Origin of the sequence: Roseofilum capinflatum BLCC-M114 (genome assembly GCF_030068505.1) — a bacterium.
Classification (GTDB): domain Bacteria; phylum Cyanobacteriota; class Cyanobacteriia; order Cyanobacteriales; family Desertifilaceae; genus Roseofilum; species Roseofilum capinflatum.
This window is the reverse complement of sequence record NZ_JAQOSO010000119.1, coordinates 41,243-57,538: the sequence shown is the minus strand read 5'-3', so window position 1 is coordinate 57,538 and position 16,296 is coordinate 41,243. Positions and strand designations below refer to the sequence as shown.

General features: G+C 46.0%; 14 protein-coding genes. 9 read left to right on the top strand and 5 right to left on the bottom strand.

Annotated elements, in window-relative coordinates; genetic code table 11:
- The first annotated feature begins 14 nt into the window (after positions 1-14).
- The 5 genes from PMG25_RS23650 to PMG25_RS23630 all read left to right on the top strand — a co-directional run bounded on the left by PMG25_RS23650 (position 15) and on the right by PMG25_RS23630 (position 4,525).
- The gene (locus tag PMG25_RS23650; RefSeq protein WP_283769347.1) at positions 15-746 is read left to right on the top strand and encodes a hypothetical protein; all 732 of its coding nucleotides are present in this window, start codon (positions 15-17) and stop codon (positions 744-746) included.
- Between the two features lie 83 nt (positions 747-829).
- A complete protein-coding gene (gene ubiE, locus PMG25_RS23645; protein ID WP_283769346.1) occupies positions 830-1,522 on the top strand; it encodes a bifunctional demethylmenaquinone methyltransferase/2-methoxy-6-polyprenyl-1,4-benzoquinol methylase UbiE in 693 nt (230 codons plus the stop codon).
- A gap of 8 nt (positions 1,523-1,530) precedes the next feature.
- Positions 1,531-2,760 (top strand): DUF445 domain-containing protein, encoded by a 1,230-nt coding sequence (locus PMG25_RS23640; RefSeq protein ID WP_283769345.1) that lies wholly within the window; start codon positions 1,531-1,533, stop codon positions 2,758-2,760.
- A 44-nt stretch (positions 2,761-2,804) separates the two neighbouring features.
- Positions 2,805-3,212, top strand: coding sequence for an allophanate hydrolase-related protein (locus tag PMG25_RS23635; RefSeq protein ID WP_283769344.1), 408 nt, complete (start codon positions 2,805-2,807; stop codon positions 3,210-3,212).
- Between the two features lie 131 nt (positions 3,213-3,343).
- Positions 3,344-4,525, top strand: a complete 1,182-nt coding sequence (locus tag PMG25_RS23630; protein WP_283769343.1) for an RtcB family protein — start codon at positions 3,344-3,346, stop codon at positions 4,523-4,525.
- A gap of 183 nt (positions 4,526-4,708) precedes the next feature.
- Here PMG25_RS23630 and PMG25_RS23625 read toward each other — a convergent pair whose 3' ends face one another.
- The gene (locus PMG25_RS23625; protein ID WP_283769342.1) at positions 4,709-5,707 is read right to left on the bottom strand and encodes a PEP-CTERM sorting domain-containing protein; all 999 of its coding nucleotides are present in this window, start codon (positions 5,705-5,707) and stop codon (positions 4,709-4,711) included.
- Positions 5,708-6,112: 405 nt separating this feature from the next.
- Between PMG25_RS23625 and fni the strand changes: the two genes are divergently transcribed.
- Together fni and sppA are read left to right on the top strand one after the other, a co-directional pair.
- Positions 6,113-7,162, top strand: a complete 1,050-nt coding sequence (gene fni, locus PMG25_RS23620; RefSeq protein ID WP_283769341.1) for a type 2 isopentenyl-diphosphate Delta-isomerase — start codon at positions 6,113-6,115, stop codon at positions 7,160-7,162.
- A gap of 50 nt (positions 7,163-7,212) precedes the next feature.
- Entirely contained in the window at positions 7,213-9,033 is a 1,821-nt protein-coding gene (sppA, locus tag PMG25_RS23615; protein WP_283769340.1) for a signal peptide peptidase SppA, read from the top strand.
- Positions 9,034-9,051: 18 nt separating this feature from the next.
- Here sppA and PMG25_RS23610 read toward each other — a convergent pair whose 3' ends face one another.
- The 3 genes from PMG25_RS23610 to PMG25_RS23600 form a co-directional block, all read right to left on the bottom strand.
- A complete protein-coding gene (locus PMG25_RS23610) occupies positions 9,052-9,609 on the bottom strand; it encodes a Uma2 family endonuclease (RefSeq protein WP_283769339.1) in 558 nt (185 codons plus the stop codon).
- Between the two features lie 77 nt (positions 9,610-9,686).
- The gene (locus PMG25_RS23605; RefSeq protein ID WP_283769338.1) at positions 9,687-11,063 is read right to left on the bottom strand and encodes a gluconeogenesis factor YvcK family protein; all 1,377 of its coding nucleotides are present in this window, start codon (positions 11,061-11,063) and stop codon (positions 9,687-9,689) included.
- Positions 11,064-11,477: 414 nt separating this feature from the next.
- Positions 11,478-12,902 carry a mechanosensitive ion channel family protein gene (locus PMG25_RS23600; protein WP_283769337.1) on the bottom strand — a complete coding sequence of 475 codons (1,425 nt, stop codon included), beginning with the start codon at positions 12,900-12,902 and terminating at the stop codon, positions 11,478-11,480.
- 745 nt (positions 12,903-13,647) lie between these two features.
- Here PMG25_RS23600 and PMG25_RS23595 point away from each other — a divergent pair.
- Entirely contained in the window at positions 13,648-14,982 is a 1,335-nt protein-coding gene (locus PMG25_RS23595) for a cytochrome P450 (RefSeq protein ID WP_283769336.1), read from the top strand.
- Between the two features lie 50 nt (positions 14,983-15,032).
- Positions 15,033-15,494 carry a DUF2127 domain-containing protein gene (locus PMG25_RS23590; protein ID WP_283769335.1) on the top strand — a complete coding sequence of 154 codons (462 nt, stop codon included), beginning with the start codon at positions 15,033-15,035 and terminating at the stop codon, positions 15,492-15,494.
- Positions 15,495-15,658: 164 nt separating this feature from the next.
- Here PMG25_RS23590 and PMG25_RS23585 read toward each other — a convergent pair whose 3' ends face one another.
- Positions 15,659-15,883 (bottom strand): IS110 family transposase, encoded by a 225-nt coding sequence (locus PMG25_RS23585; RefSeq protein ID WP_283769334.1) that lies wholly within the window; start codon positions 15,881-15,883, stop codon positions 15,659-15,661.
- Positions 15,884-16,296: the final 413 nt, after the last annotated feature.

Sequence of the window (16,296 nt, the reverse complement as noted above, 5' to 3'; positions counted from 1 at the left end):
GCTCCAGAATTGTTATGAATCCAGATTCAGAAGACCTGCGAATATCCGATGAAACCCTGCAAAAAATCAGTGGCATTTCTATTCACGATAGTTTCCTGGGAGAATATTATCGCGTTTGGGCAAAAATTAATCATAAAGAATCGAATGAAGAAAAAAGAAATGCGGCTCTGCTGCGCTTTTCGGGACTGGAGTTAGGCTTATTTTTCTTCACTTTAGTGATTGCTTCCGGCACAACTCTGCTGGTGATTCGGAATTACTGGAATAGTAATCATCCTAATTACTGGATACCCGTTGTTTCTAGCTTGGGGTTGTCGGCTGGTCTGTTCCTGATGATTAATCTTTATGTTTATTTCAATTCTAAACCTTTGATTTACTTGCTCAATCTTTTAAATGAACTCGATCTATATGACCAGATTGTAACCGTATTCTATCGCATGGATCGGTTGATTACGGATGGTTACATCGAGCAAGACTCTGAGAATCGTTATCAAATGGTGCAAGCCCTGAAAATTACTAAAGATAGCTTTATCCATGCCCTGAAAGCTGAACGATTAGTGCGCGAGTATCATCAAATCAAGTTACCGGATGATTTGTTCAATCAATTGGATCGTAATTTATCAGATTTAATTGATTTTGATGTTCAGGGTCAAGATAGCAATTATGGGCGCTTAATTAATGAAACCCTGGAAATTGGGATTAGTGTGCATCGGGAACTGAGGAAATTGCAACAGGTGAGCGGCAGTTAGAATCCTATTAAGTCCGATGAAACCGCTATGATGAGCTAGGGGGATCGATTTGACACTCCCCGACCATTACCCATTACCTAATAATGACTCAAACCTCGGTTCAAGATATTTTCAATCGCATTGCTCCGGTTTACGATCGCCTAAACGACTGGTTCAGCTTTGGCCAACATCGTATTTGGAAGCACATGACAGTGCAATGGAGCGGAGCCAAACCCGGCGGAATGGCGATCGATCTGTGCTGTGGCAGTGGGGATCTCACCCGGTTATTAGCTCGACAAGTAGGGCCCACCGGTCAGGTTTATGGAGTAGACTTTTCTCAGAATTTGCTGGCGATCGCCCAAACCCACTATAGCTGGACTCCCATCCACTGGATCAACGCCAATGTTCTCCATCTCCCCTTCCCCGACAGCACCTTCCAAGCCGCCACCATGGGGTACGGACTCCGCAACGTCTCCAGCATCCCCCAAGCATTGCAAGAACTCCATCGCATCCTCAAACCCGGTGCAACCGCCGCCATCCTCGACTTCCATCGCCCCAGCCAACCCCTCCTCCAACAGTTTCAACAGGGGTATCTCAATCGAGTCGTCGTTCCCTACGCTCAAAGCCAAGGACTCACCGAAGAATACGCCTACATTATGCCCAGTCTCCAACGCTTTCCCCTCGGCCCCCAACAAGTTAACCTTGCCTACCAAGCCGGATTTGCCCACGCCGTTCATTATCCAATCGCAGGCGGTATGATGGGAGTATTGGTGACGACCAAATCTGTTGATTCCTAGTCCTAGCCTTGCGTTTTTTAGATCTTTGGATATACATTACTCCCCCCATTGCCGGTGGCGTTATTGGCTATTTCACCAATGATTTAGCCATTAAAATGCTCTTTCGCCCCTATCGAGCCATTTATATTGGTAAAAAGAAACTCCCCTTTACTCCCGGCTTAATTCCCAGTAACCAAGGACGGTTAGCCCAGAGGGTTGCCGATACCATTATGGGATCGTTGCTCACCCCCACCGAACTGCAAAACCTAGCCCGTCGCTTATTACAAACCGAGCGCACCCAAGCCGCTATTTTATGGTTACTCCAATTAGCCCTAAAACAGCTCCAGGCAGACAAAGAACAAAAAACCGCTAAAATTTTAGCCGGTATCCTCAAAGACCTACTCGGTCAGTCCCTACCCCGCTTAATTCGGGTGTTAGCTCGGCGAGAAGACTTCCTCGAAGACCAGATTAACCATATCTTCGATCAAGTCCTCTTAGATTTTAGTTTAACCGAAGTTCAGGCGCGATCGCTCTCCGAATGGCTCTTTCACGTCGTCTGTCCCCCCAATACCATTCGCCAAACCCTAATCGATTTTCTCACCGACTACAACATTCAAATCATTGACGAAGGCTTTCGGGAAAAAACCAGTGGCACATACTGGGTCGTTGCCAACCTCCTCGGACTCAAAAACTCCTTGCATCGTCTCCGCAACTATTGTTTAGACGAACAAGAAGAAGCCAACAAAAAAATAAAAGAACTCATGGATGCTTTAGCCATCCAGCGCAAAACCCAGCAATGGTTACAAAGTCTTTCCCTACAAAATTTACCCGTCCTCACCGTTCGCCAACTGCGAAAAAACATTCGCCAGAGTGTGAGAATCTATTTACAAGAACGAGGTGCAGACTTAATTGAAGGTCTAGGCAACTCCATTAACTGGGAAAACATCGCCACCCTAATTTTAAATCGTCTGCAAAATTCCACCATTATGCAATCCTCCCTAGAAATTGTCAGCCAAGAACTTGCCCTGATTTTAGACCGCTACTTAGAAAAAGACCTAGAACTCATTATTTCTCAAGTCATTCCCATCTTAGATATTGACCAGGTAATCATCGATCGCGTCAATGCCACCTCCCCCGCCAACTTAGAAATGGCCATCAATGGAATTGTCCGCAGTGAACTACAAGCAATTGTCAACTTAGGCGGCGTACTCGGCGTAATTGTGGGCTGTTTACAAGTGACTTTCTTATTGTTAAAATAAAAAATTAAAAAACATCAAAATACAGAAAATTGATCCCTTGACCAATGGAAGAAACTAAACAATTTTTTATCTGTGGTTCAGCCCTCAGTGGACAACCCCATCATCAAAACCTGCAAGGGGCAACCTTAATTTGTGCCACCCAAACCTTACCCCTCTATCGCCTCCATTCCGTTAACGATCTTCATCCCGGTATTTACGAAGTAAGTGAAGGAGGAATTTCCATTCCCGGAGAAGTCTATGAACTCACCCTTGAGCAATACAATAACCTCATGGCCAATGAACCCCCAGGATTATACGAAGGGAAAATTAAACTAGAAGATGGCTCGCAAGTTTCCGCCATGCTTTATCCTCAAGAATTAATTGAAACCAATCGCTGGCCAGACATTTCTGAATATGGGGGATGGGCCGCTTATAAACAGCGTCTGTTAGATCCCAACGCCCCCAACCCTTAATCCCACCAACACATCCCTTGGGTTTTTCACTCTATAGAAGCCCTAGCAATTGACAGATACTCCTACTTTGTAGTATATTGTAGCATAAGGCAGCTATCTGCCCGAATTCTGGACAGCAGAGGAACATTCCCATGCCTTATGAACATCTGCAATTTGCCCAAGCCAAACCCGTACTCTCTTGGGCAAACCACCCCCTAGCCCACGACGAAACCCGCATGGCAAAAAACGTGGCCTCCTTGCCCTTTGTCTTCAAGCATGTGGCCTTAATGCCAGATGTTCACTTAGGCAAAGGAGCCTTAGTTGGCTCCGTCATTGCCACCAAAGAAGCCATTATTCCCGCCGCCGTAGGTGTCGATATTGGCTGCGGTATGGCAGCAGTCAAAACCCCATTTATCGCCGATCAACTCGATGGGAAACTCAAAAAAATTCGCCAAGACATTGAAGCAGCAATTCCCGTCGGCTTCAATGATAATAAAGACATCGAAAAAACAGTCACCAACTGGCAAGGATGGCAAGACTTTAAGGATTTGCACAAAGGGGTGCAAAACCTGGATGGTAAAGCCATGAAACAAATGGGATCTTTGGGCGGTGGCAACCATTTTATTGAAGTTTGCCTCGATACCGAAGACCAAGTTTGGCTCATGCTCCATTCCGGTTCTCGACATATTGGCAATCGATTAGCCCAAAATCATATTCACACGGCAAAAGACTTGGCTAAATTAGCCCAAGAATCCTTACCTGACCCCGATTTGTCCTATTTTGTCGCTGGGACTCCCGAATTTAGAGCCTATTGGCATGATCTACAATGGGCCCAACACTATGCTCGGTTTAATCGGGATGTAATGATGGCCAGAGTAAAGCGAATCATCGAAAAACACCTCACCGGAGGCAAACCGATGAAGCCTTTACTAGAGGTCAATTGCCATCATAATTATGCCGAAAAAGAAACCCATTTCGGTGAATCGGTTTATGTCACCCGCAAAGGTGCAGTGCGAGCGCAAGAAAATGATTATGGCATTATTCCCGGTTCCATGGGCGCTAAATCCTATATTGTCAAAGGGAAAGGCCATGTAGATAGCTATTGCTCCTGTTCCCATGGTGCAGGACGATTAATGTCGAGAACCAAGGCCAAAAAGTCCTATACTCTGGATGATTTGATTGCCCAAACCGATGGAGTTGAGTGCCGCAAAGATAAGGGAGTTTTAGATGAAATTCCAGGAGCCTACAAACCCATTGAAGAAGTGATGAACAATCAATCGGATTTGGTGGAAGTGGTGGCAACACTTAAGCAAGTCGTTTGTGTGAAAGGGTAATGGTTTTGTAGGTGCGAAAAATTGTTCGCACCTACAACCATGTCTCATATTACATGAACCTAATTCAATGTGTGTACTGTAGAGACATGGTGGGTTCGTGCGGGTTTCCGCAAGCGGATATGAATACAAAAATAGTTGTCAGTCTACAAGATTTGGGTATAACCCGCCCCTACGGTATGAATATTAACGCCGCTTCAACAGGGAACCGACACCACCAACGGCGAACAGTGCCAAAACTGCGGAAGGTTCGGGCACTTTTTCCGGATTACAGGCAGAACTTGTCCCGGTAACAGCAGTTGTACACTCATCCGGTTTCCAACTGGTAGAAATATAGGAATACTTTTGCCCACCACCGGGTTTATTGGCAACATCCACTTGACTGTAAAGAGTGACCGGGTTGCCCAAGAAGTCGATAAAATCCCCTGTGGGAGCAACTCCTTGAGTGGGAATAGCGTCCCAATGAGCGAAGATATCATTAGGTGAAACGACTACCGCACTATTGAGCAAGTCTGCACCGTAGAATATCCCATCAGTAGAAGGAATTGTAGACCCACTAAACTTAGCTGGTTGGTCTGGGAAGAGACCATCAAGCATATAGTTAACATCCTCTTGAACAGTATAATGATCAGTACCCATCAAAATCCCTCCTCCTCGTGTAGCCAGTGCGTAAACCTGATTCACGGTAAAGTTACCCAAGGCGTTATTGGGGCCAGGAAAATCAGCTTGTGGGTAAGATCCCAAACTACGAATGGCTAGACTTCCATCGAGCATCAAATTCGATTTCTGGGTGTAATGCTGTTTTAGGGCTTCCCGATCTGCTAAATCAAATGGAAAATCAGGACTGTAAGGAGGATTATAGAAACTATCTAAAACCACAACATCATAGCTCTTAGAGGCTAAATGGGCTTCAAGTCCTCCAGATGTTGGGTGAAAAATATACGTGGTATCAAAGAGATCGCCACCATCAAAATCATCTAGAAAACTAGATATTTCTTGACGATGTTCGATATTAATACCAGTCTGCGAGGCTGTTGTGTCCCACCACAAGACGGAAAACTGAGCGGCATTGGCTTTCGCGTACAGGTTCAAACCGCTCCAACAGAGAACCACAGAGGTTACCCCAAGAGCAACGCGCTTAACGGTGCGAGAAACTGCACTAATCCCAGATTGGTTCGTTAACATGGATTTATTCTCCTAATCGTTTTCAGTTCCAGAGCAGGGGGTTAAGTCAAGTAGAATCCCTCTCTGGATGGACATAGGAGAGCATTAGGGTTCGGTTTCTGGGTAATTTCCCGTCGGGATTTTCCCGGAAACAGAGCCACCCTCCTATAGGTTAGTCAGTTTTTTTGGGGCGATTTTATGCAAATTCGCGGATATTGTAATAAAACTTTATAAAATGTCTGATTTGAGTAACGTTTTCTTGACACAGAGGAAACCTGGCCATATTGGATGATTTTTAGTCAAGTTAAGAGGGGTATTTTAAAAAACGCTACAAGATTAGCTCGGAGTGGGGTCTCAACCGATCGTTTCCATGGGCCAACAAAAAGGATAAACTGACTCTGTATAATACCCCCCAGTTCAAGATTTATGGTCACTTCTGCTTCTGCTCCTACTGATATCGAAAATCGCAAAGCCGATCATCTGCGGATCTGTTTGGAAGATGATGTGCAATTCCGACGCACGACTTCTGGATTAGAGCAGTATCGGTTTATTCATGATTGTGTGCCAGATTTAGATTATGAGGATCTCCAGGTGAAGACCTCGTTTCTGGGCAAATCTTTGGGGTCTCCGTTTCTGATCTCTTCGATGACGGGGGGAACGGAGCAAGCGAAAATGGTGAATTTCCGGTTGGCTGCTCTGGCTCAGGAGTATGGTTTGGCGATGGGGGTGGGGTCGCAACGGGTGGCGGTGGAACAGCCGGATGTGGCGGATACGTTTCAGGTGCGGAAAGTGGCTCCGGATATTGTTTTATTGGCGAATTTGGGGGCGGTGCAGTTTAACTATGGCTATGGGGTGGAGCAGTGTCAACGGGTGGTGGAGTTGTTGGAAGCGGATGCTCTGATTTTGCATCTGAATCCGTTGCAAGAATGTATTCAAACCCGTGGGGATAAGAATTTTAAGGGTTTGCTGCCGAAAATTGGTCAGGTGTGTGAGAAGTTGTCTGTGCCGGTGATTGCGAAGGAGGTGGGGAATGGGATTTCGGCTCGTTCGGCTCAACGGTTGCTGGATGTGGGGGTACAGGCGATTGATGTGGCGGGTGCGGGGGGAACGTCTTGGGCGAAGGTGGAGAGCGAACGGGCGGAAAATCGCCTCCAGCGCCGTTTGGGGCAAACGTTTGGGGATTGGGGGATGCCGACGGCTGAGTGTTTGGTGCAGATTCGGCAGATGAATAGATCGCTCCCATTGATTGCGTCAGGAGGTTTGAGGACGGGGTTAGATGGGGCAAAGGCGATCGCCTTGGGAGCTGATTTGGTGGGGTTGGCTTGGCCCTTTCTACAAGCGGCCCAGCAAGGGGAAGAGGCGTTACGGGAGTTGGCGGATGTGTTGATTGCAGAGCTGAAAACCGTGCTGTTCTGTACCGGCCATCCGGATCTCAGTACCCTGAAATACACCCAGAGTTTACAAAAAATGTCATGATGATCGGTTAGTACAGTAAGCTGGTCTCTCCCTCAGTTGAGTCTCGAATTATGCGTCAATTCCTCAAATATACGTTTGCTAGTATTCTCGGCACATTGGTGAGTGTGGTCTTGTTGGTGATGCTGGGGATGGGTGGATTTATTGTGTTACTGGCCAGCTTGGCGGCTAAAGATACGACTCCCCAGGTTAAGGATCGGTCGATGTTGGTGTTGGATTTGGGGCTGCGAATTAATGATACGGAACCGAGTTCAACGACGACAACGGCGATTAATGAGGCGATTTCGGGGACAACGAAACGGACGATTACCCTGCGGGAGTTTCTGGATGCGCTGGAGGGGGCGATCGCCGATGAGCGCATTGTGGGGCTGTATTTGCAAGGAACCGAGACCACTGTGGGTATCGGTTGGGGCAATTTGCGGGAAATTCGGGCGGCGCTGCAACGGTTTCGGGAAGCGGGCAAACCGATTATTGCTTACGATTTGAGTTGGAGCAAAAAGGAGTATTATTTGGCTTCGGTGGCCGATCGCGTGATTATTCATCCCATGGGCAATCTGGAGTTAAATGGCTTGAGTTCGGAGGTGATGTTTTTAGGGGGAGCGCTGCAAAAGTATGGGGTTGGGGTTCAGGTGGTTCGCGCTGGAAAGTATAAGTCGGCAGTAGAACCGTTTACTTCTACCCAATTATCGGCGGAAAATCGCCAACAACTTCAGGTGTTGCTGGATGGGATTTGGGGCGATTTTCGAGACCAGATTAGCGGCGATCGCTCTATCAATCCTGCCCAAATTCAAGTCCTCTCTAATAGTAATGGCGTTTTATTCGCTAATGATGCCCAACAGAAGGGGTTAGTGGATGAAATTCTGTTTGACGATCAGGTGATTGAGGATCTTAAAGGGTTAACTGAAAGTGAGGAAGACGCGGACAGCTTTCGCAAAATTAGTTTTCCCACCTATGCCAGTATTCCCCAGGATATTGATTTGGCTGTGGATCGGACTTCGGAGCAAAAAGTGGCTTTGGTGTATGCGGAAGGCTCGATTGTGGACGGCCAAGGACGGGTGGGAGAAAATGAAATTGGCGGCGATCGCTATGCGTCGATTTTGCGCGATTTACGCTTAGACGATCAGGTGAAGGCGATCGTTTTGCGGATTAACAGTCCCGGAGGGAGTGCCACCGCTTCCGAGGTGATTCGCCGGGAATTAGAGTTAATTCAAGCTGCCAATAAACCGGTGATTGTCTCCATGGGGAATTATGCCGCTTCTGGAGGCTATTGGATCGCCACAGCCAGCGATCGCATTTTAGCGGAATCGAATACGATTACCGGGTCGATTGGCGTGTTTGGTATTTTACCCAATGTACAACAAATCGCCAATGAAAATGGAATCACTTGGGATGTAGTAAAAACCGGAGCCTATGGAGATTTGGGAAGCCTTTTCCGTCCTCGCACCCCGGCTGAACTCAGTTTATATCAACGCAATGTGAATCAAATTTATCAGGACTTTCTGCAAAAAGTAGCGGACTCCCGTAATTTGACTGTGGCACAAGTCAATCAAATTGCCCAAGGTCGGATTTGGTCTGGAAAAGATGCCCAAGAGATTAACTTAGTTGATGAGTTAGGAGGGTTGGAAGCGGCGATCGCCAAAGCCGCAGAAATGGCCGAATTAGGAGAAGATTGGCAACTCAAAGAATATCCCCAAACCCGCAGTTTAGAACAGAGATTAATTGAGGAACTCATTGGTATTCGCCATACTCCACAAGCTTCGGATTGGTTGATGGAAGAAGTGGAGAAATTCAAAGCAGAAATCCATGAGTTAACGACCCTCAACGATCCTTTAGGAATGTATACTAGAATGCCCTTTTATTTAGAAATTGAATAGTCTAGGAATCCAGGGAGTTTAGATCATTAACCAACCGAGAATTTCATCCACAGTCAACTGTAGCTCGATCCCTTCTAAAACTGGAAGAGTAGTATGGGCTGTAAATACATCAATCCTTTGATGTTCTCTAATTACCCAAATACTTTCTTCTGTAGGATTAATCAACCATCCTAAACTTGTACCTGCCTGGGAACATTGCAACAATTTATCTAACGCCTGAGAGCTACTTTGGTTAGGGGATAAAATTTCAATGACCCAATCCGGGTAAAGTTCAAAGCGATTGGCAATTTTTCCGGTATCAGTTCGGGGGATTCTTTCCCAGCGAAATACGGAAATATCAGGAACGATTGAACGTCCTCCAAAGGTACAGCGCAGTTCGGGGAAGGCACAAGCCACTTTAGCGGTTTCTGCAACTGTGCTAATTGCCGAACAGAGTTTGTATTGTAAGCGACTATGTTCCCCTTGGGGCATGTTTTTTTCAACAACAGTTCCGTTAATATATTCTAGAGCAGGTTTGGTTTCTGGACGCTCTAAAAAGTCCTCTAAGGTGAGTGAGGGAGTCAGAGTTTGAGTCATAGTCAATGAAGAATTAAAGACGGGTTTGATCACCTGTTCTGATTCTACCAAGTTACGCTTAAAGCCGTCTGGTGAAATCACAAGCCCCGGATGCGACTATACCAACGTAACAAGACCTTGGCTAATTGATGGGAATTATGACGTACTTTATGGGCGATCGCGTCTTCATCCATGACATTACTCATCACCATTCGATAGCCTAACTGGGCTACATTTTCTCGGTCTAAAAATACGGGATGGGAACCTTGTTTAGCGTATCGCATCAGCGCCGCTTCCGAAGGGGGGCGTTTATGTACTAAAACTGCATCAAAAATCCGCCTCTTCACCACTTGTTCGATCGCCCGAATATGATCGGAAACCGTATAGCCATCCGTCTCTCCCGGTTCCGTCATAATATTGCAGACATAAATCCGGGGAACTCGTTTTTTGGCGATCGCCTCCACAATTTCCGGCACTAACAAATTGGGAATCACGCTCGTGTAGAGACTTCCCGGCCCGATAATAATATAATCGGCTTCCTCAATCGCGGCGATCGCCGCCGGTAAAGCGGTCGGAGACTCCGGAACACAGCCAATCTGCATAATTTTTCCCCGCGCCTCCGGAATCCGCGATTCCCCCTCAATCCGGCGGCCATCATCCATTTGCGCCCATAAATACACATCCTCTAGGGTCGCCGGTAACACCTGACCCCGCACCGCCAAAACATGGGAACTCGCGGCGATCGCCTGCTCCAAATCCCCCGTCACCTCACTCATCGCCGTCAGAAACAAATTACCAAAACTATGGCCCGCTAACCCATCCCCCGTCTTAAACCGATATTGAAACAACTCCGTCAACAACTTCTCCTCATCCCCCAAAGCCGCCAAACAATTGCGAATATCCCCAGGCGGCTGCACCCCCAACTCCCGCCGCAACCGTCCCGAAGACCCCCCATCATCCGCCACCGTCACAATCGCCGTAATATTCGCACTATAGAGCTTCAACCCCCGCAACAGCGTCGATAACCCCGTTCCCCCTCCCAGCGCCACAATTTTCGGCCCCCGATGCAGCCGACGATGGTTCATCAACCGATCCACCAACTCCTCATCCCCAGGCGGCATCAGCACCTGACTAATCGAATTAACCGTTTGACTTTGGCCCCACAAAATCAGTAGAATACCGCCAATGACCACCAACGGCCCGCTAATCGTATTCGGAACCAACTGAGCCAAACCGCTTAATACCGCCTCCGTTAATCTCAGTAAATAGAAAACCGGAGTCATCTTCGTCCAAATGGCTAATCCAAACGCCGCCAGAATCATTCCCCCAGCGCTAATCACCATCCAACGCTTCACAAACAATCCAGGGGAGAGCCACTTAAACCACTGACTCAAACGCGAAGATTTGCCCCCGCGTCGGCCAACAGCTTGGGTATGATAATTTTTTCGCAGTCGCTTGAGCAGACTAAAGGACATAGGCTTGAAGATTCAGGTTCAAGAGAGCATCAGAGGGCAGTCAATAGAAAGGTTAACCCTTCTATATCCGATTCACAACCAGACACTCCGGCTCTTAGTCTAACCTGAGTCTGTATCACGAACCGTGAGAAGACAGAAGGGAATGGGAACAGGCCTGTACTGGTTATCTCTTTATACAAAAATCGACACGCCTCTACAGGATTCAGCAGCCATCAATTCATTCAATGCGATCGTGGCTTAACTTACCTGTATAAGGTTTAATTAGAGCTTCAATCCTCCTAACAGCCTCATTATCTCGATCTTGAAGAATAAGGAAAAGAACATTGAGCTTTCCTACTATTTCCTCACTTTAGCTTAACGTTCGGAGCAGACTAGCGACACGACGACCCGTTCCCATCGCGGTTTTGATACCATTTACCTGTACAGATAAGATTGTCTGAGTCTCCTCATAATCTCCCCTTGAACTTCGCTCCTCACACGATAACCGCGCTGGCATTGCTCAAGCTTAATGTTATCAACAAAAAACTTCACCATCAGCTCATTGCCAGTGCTACCGCCCCCTCCTAAATTCAGGTTGCTAACCCAAATTTTTGGCTCTTGCCACAAAGTATTGGTATTTTTGAAATTTTCTTTCAGCCAAGCAGCAAAATTGTCCAGGTAGTCATCTAGCTTGGTTTCGTTGACTCCACCCTTACCCGCATTACTAATTTTTTTCAGGAGATTGTTCATTCTCAGTTGCAAGAAAGTTATCCGCCGTTCCCATTCTTCTTCCAAGATTTCTGCATCTTCAAAGGTTAGATCCGGATCTCTTGACCAGATTTTATACCAGGCTCTCAGCAGAGGAATCATTGTGTTTTCATCTACCTTTTCGGGTTCATGTAGCGATAGGGATTTTCGACGACCTTGGCGATCGGTGACCATTTCTAACCCAGTTAATCTCACGATGTCCAGGTAATATCCTTGAATCTTTCTGGCTTCAGTCACATCTAATCCATTCTTTTCCAACACCTGAATTTTTTCACACAAATCACTGATTAATTGGTTTATTTTATCTATGGTTTGGTTGAGTTTTAACTCAGTCTGTAGACGCAACCGCCCCCCTTCGAGTTTAGAGATTTGTCCATCCTTTAACTCAATTAATTTATCTTTAGGTCGATAGAAGACATCGATGGCTTCTAGCTTCTTACTAATATCACCCAAGGTATCCGGATGACTAATAATCACTTCCTCAATAATCTTAATCGATTGAATGGGATCGATATCCCCTCGAAATGGCACACTAATTGTGTAGTAATAGTTATGAGTTGGACGACTCAAGTTTGTTATTTCGTCATTTTGTAACTTACCATTGGGAATGAATTTTTCGCAGTTAGTATCGATTAAATACAACTTAGTTAATCGAATGCCAATATTTTTAATGACAGCCAGCTCACCTGTACCGAGTTGAATCACATCTCCGTATTGGAAAGGAGTATCTACCAGTAAGACTAAACTACTAAAAAAGTTCTGTAAGATATCCTTAAGACTATAACTGATACCGAAGCTCACAGCACCGAATAGAACAGCAAGACCAGTTAGGTCAATTCCCACAGCTTGCAAGAAAAAGAAAATACCCAATAGATAAATAATTACCGGTAGAGTATTTTCTAACAGAGGAACTAAGACATCATCCCAGGTGGCTTCACTTTTTTCAGCATACTTTTTTAGGTAGTAGGCTAGAACTTCTGTAAATAGTTGAGCGATGAGATAACTGATGGCTAATATTAGCAGCCCGGTTAATATCTTCTGAATGAGTCCAAGCAATTCCCAGCCTTCAAAATTGGCTAAGGCATTTTTCAAGCTCACTATTGCAAAAACAACAATGATCTGAATTTTGGCGACGCTCAGAGTTAAAATGGCAACCTGATTATCAAACCTCCGAAAGAACCAGTTCAGTACAACAAAAATGGCTATATAAGCCACGAAAGCGAAAGCTAAATCGACAAGCCAGTTGCTAAAGACCCCCCCCATTCTTCAAGATTAAAAATGGAGATGGAAAGCAAGGATTCTAGAGATGGATGGACTTGCAACATTAATTTCAGTGATTCTAACCCAGTTATCATAGTGTATTTTAATGGTTGAAAATCTGGTGGTTTCTATATTGACGATGGCTAACCCAGTGTTTTGTATAGCAGGGAACAGAAATTTACCTAAGTGAAGTGTTATCGCAATTAAGGGCTATCGGTCTGTTTGGGCTTTTTCTATTCAGGGTGCCAACATTCTCCTTTCTAACAAAGTTTAGGTGCTAAGTCTATCAAACTTATGCCTCTACTGTCAATTCAAGATTGATATCCTCTAACAGGATTTCAACCAATGCTTCTAATACAGCGCTTTACTTTCTTCATGAGGTATGCTGCTTTCAATCTCTGGTTCCTTTCCGCTTCACGGACACGAAAAGCGCTCTGCTGGCCAGATTTCAAAATATAATAAATAGTTCCAATTATTACTTAACAGTGGGCAGGGTCTGCTTGTAGAATTTGAATGATAGTGATCCACAATAGGAGTTAACGGCGGTTGATCGCTTTACTCCTATTACTCAAGACCTATGACGACAAGCAACGTTAAACCTTCTTTACCTTTGCCTCCAGGGAGCCTCGGCTTGCCTATTATTGGCGAAACGATCGCCTTTCTCCGGGATGGCCAATTTGCCGAAAAGCGAGAGAAAAAATACGGCCCAGTTTTCAAAACCAACATTTTTGGCCGTCCCACCGTAATCATGACTGGGCCAGAAGCCAATCAATTCCTGTTTGCCAACGAAAACAAATATTTTGCCGCTACCTGGCCGAAAAGCACTCGCATCCTCCTAGGCCCGGCATCCCTGGCAACTCAAACGGGAACTTTCCACCAGCAACGGCGTAAATTAATGGCCCAAGCCTTTCAACCCCGCGCTTTGGTGGGTTATCTACCAGCGATGGAGGAGATAACCGCTAGGTATTTGCAGAAGTGGCAGGGGATGGGAACCCTAACTTGGTATCCAGAATTGAGAAATTATACCTTTGAGATTGCTAGTCGGTTATTAGTGGGGAGCGAAGGGGGTTCGGATACGCCCTTAATTGAACTTTTTGAAAATTGGGTGGCGGGTTTGTTTACCATTGCCCTACCTTTACCCGGAACTCCATTCCGTAAAGCGTTGCGCTGTCGCCAGCAGTTGTTAGCAGAGATGGAAAAAATCATTGTGCGGCGACAACAAGCCCAAGACCCAGGGGAGGATGCTTTGGGGATCTTGTTGCAAGCGCGAGATGAGGACGGCAATGCTCTGCCTTTGGAGGAACTCAAGGATCAGATTTTGTTACTGTTGTTTGCTGGCCACGAGACCTTGACTTCGGCGATCGCCTCTTTTTGTTTATTAATGGCCCAACATCCAGATATTGCTACCCGCGCTCGCCAAGAACAGCAACAGTTTCCTAGCTCCGAACCCCTATCCCTGGAACAGTTAAAACAAATGACCTATTTGGATGCCGTTCTCAAAGAGGTTTTGCGAATCACCCCTCCAGTCGGTGGCGGGTTCCGTGAAATTATACAAGAGTGCGAATATGCCGGCTATACCCTTCCCAAGGGTTGGGCAACCCAATACAACATCAGTAAAACCCATCAAGATGAAAGGGTTTATCCATACCACGAAGCGTTCAACCCCGATCGCTTTCTGGGTGAGGGTGCAGTAGACAAACAACAACGGTTCAGTTACGTTCCCTTTGGTGGTGGTATGCGCGAATGTCTCGGTAAAGAGTTTGCCCGCTTGGAAATGAGGATTTTCGCCGCCCTATTACTCCGAGGTTATCTGTGGGAATTGTTACCCGAACAAGATTTAACCTTGTTGACCATACCCACTCCCCACCCACGAGACGGTTTAAAGGTAAAATTTACTGCTAATGTAGGTTAGCTCCCCTCCCAATCTCTATGGGGTAGTATGCAAAATTGAGGCGATCGCAGATGGAAGAACGTTCTTTAGGCTTAAAGTTGGTGGTTGTGTATAAAGGTTTTTTGGCTGTGGTGATGGCCGTGTTAGCGATCGCCTCGGCTTGGAGTTGGCGAAATTATGAGGCGATCGTACAGTGGTCAGAAGACTATTTAGTTAATGGAGAATACAGCACCATTGAATGGATACTCAATGCTCTCCTTCATCATCAAGTTTCAGGACTGCAATTGATTGCCAAAATTGCCAGTATTTATGCCCTAGGATTAGGAGCGGCTACCCTAGGGTTATGGTACGGAAAATCCTGGGGAAATTTCCTAGTCACTCTATTAGCCGGATTACCCTTACCCGTGGAAACTTGGAATTTTATCCACCATCCTTCAGCCAATCATGGAATTGTTTTGGGATTAAATTTACTGGTATTTTTCTATTTATTCAATCATCTCCAACAGGAACAGAAACCAGCCGATTTTTCTTGAATTTTCTGTCATGATTAACAGCGCTGTTAAGTAATGAGTAATATCAAATCTATTTATTTACGCTACAGATCTCTGTAGATACTGTCTTGGATGTCAAGGGGAGGCGATCGGGACGGCGCTCGGAGCGGCGATCGTGTAATTGGGGTCAAAAGCCTTTTGGGACTTCAAAGCCAGCAAACGCCAAATTTCGTTCGTAAGAGTTCGCTTTTGGCAAATCCCTTAATCCGGGCTGGATTGACGATACTGACGGTGAACTGTTGTCCTACCAAGAATTCTGCCAGTGCCTCTCCATAGGTACTGGTGGCTTCCATGCAAGCATGGAGCTTAGATACTTCTTTACCTTGAAGCCAAGCGAGTAACTTCTCAAAACCCTCACTATCATTGCTCAACTTTCTTGGTTTACTGTCGAGTTTTTAGATTACCTGTGTTCAGTTGAGTTGGCTTATCTACATAACAGATTAACGGGTCGTCATCTCAGGGGCGGGACAGCTTCAACTCAACCGATGCCACATCACTCTTACTTTGTACTGAAACTCTACTTAGGGCATGATCATTTGAGCATTTCTTTACTTTTCCTCTCCTCTGACTCCCTGGGGTTGTTCTGTTGTCTGTTCTTTATTTCCCTCCTGATCACCATTGATGGAGCTTGCTGTTTAACGATCGCCGGCTTGGCCCGATCGCCGACTCTCTTAAGATACAAGGGGCGGGTTATACCCAAAACTAGAACACCCATCAATCAATCCTGTAAACCCGCCCCCACCCCACCCATGTTTAGAAACCGGGTTTCTGGTTCCCACAAGAG

Excerpts from the sequence above, each read along its gene's own strand:
- PMG25_RS23650 (WP_283769347.1), top strand. The coding sequence starts at position 15 with ATGAATCCAGATTCAGAAGACCTGCGAATATCCGATGAAACCCTGCAA.
- ubiE (WP_283769346.1), top strand. The coding sequence starts at position 830 with ATGACTCAAACCTCGGTTCAAGATATTTTCAATCGCATTGCTCCGGTT.
- PMG25_RS23635 (WP_283769344.1), top strand. The coding sequence starts at position 2,805 with ATGGAAGAAACTAAACAATTTTTTATCTGTGGTTCAGCCCTCAGTGGA.
- PMG25_RS23630 (WP_283769343.1), top strand. The coding sequence starts at position 3,344 with ATGCCTTATGAACATCTGCAATTTGCCCAAGCCAAACCCGTACTCTCT.
- PMG25_RS23625 (WP_283769342.1), bottom strand. The coding sequence starts at position 5,707 with ATGTTAACGAACCAATCTGGGATTAGTGCAGTTTCTCGCACCGTTAAG.
- fni (WP_283769341.1), top strand. The coding sequence starts at position 6,113 with ATGGTCACTTCTGCTTCTGCTCCTACTGATATCGAAAATCGCAAAGCC.
- sppA (WP_283769340.1), top strand. The coding sequence starts at position 7,213 with ATGCGTCAATTCCTCAAATATACGTTTGCTAGTATTCTCGGCACATTG.
- PMG25_RS23610 (WP_283769339.1), bottom strand. The coding sequence starts at position 9,609 with ATGACTCAAACTCTGACTCCCTCACTCACCTTAGAGGACTTTTTAGAG.
- PMG25_RS23605 (WP_283769338.1), bottom strand. The coding sequence starts at position 11,063 with ATGTCCTTTAGTCTGCTCAAGCGACTGCGAAAAAATTATCATACCCAA.
- PMG25_RS23595 (WP_283769336.1), top strand. The coding sequence starts at position 13,648 with ATGACGACAAGCAACGTTAAACCTTCTTTACCTTTGCCTCCAGGGAGC.
- PMG25_RS23590 (WP_283769335.1), top strand. The coding sequence starts at position 15,033 with ATGGAAGAACGTTCTTTAGGCTTAAAGTTGGTGGTTGTGTATAAAGGT.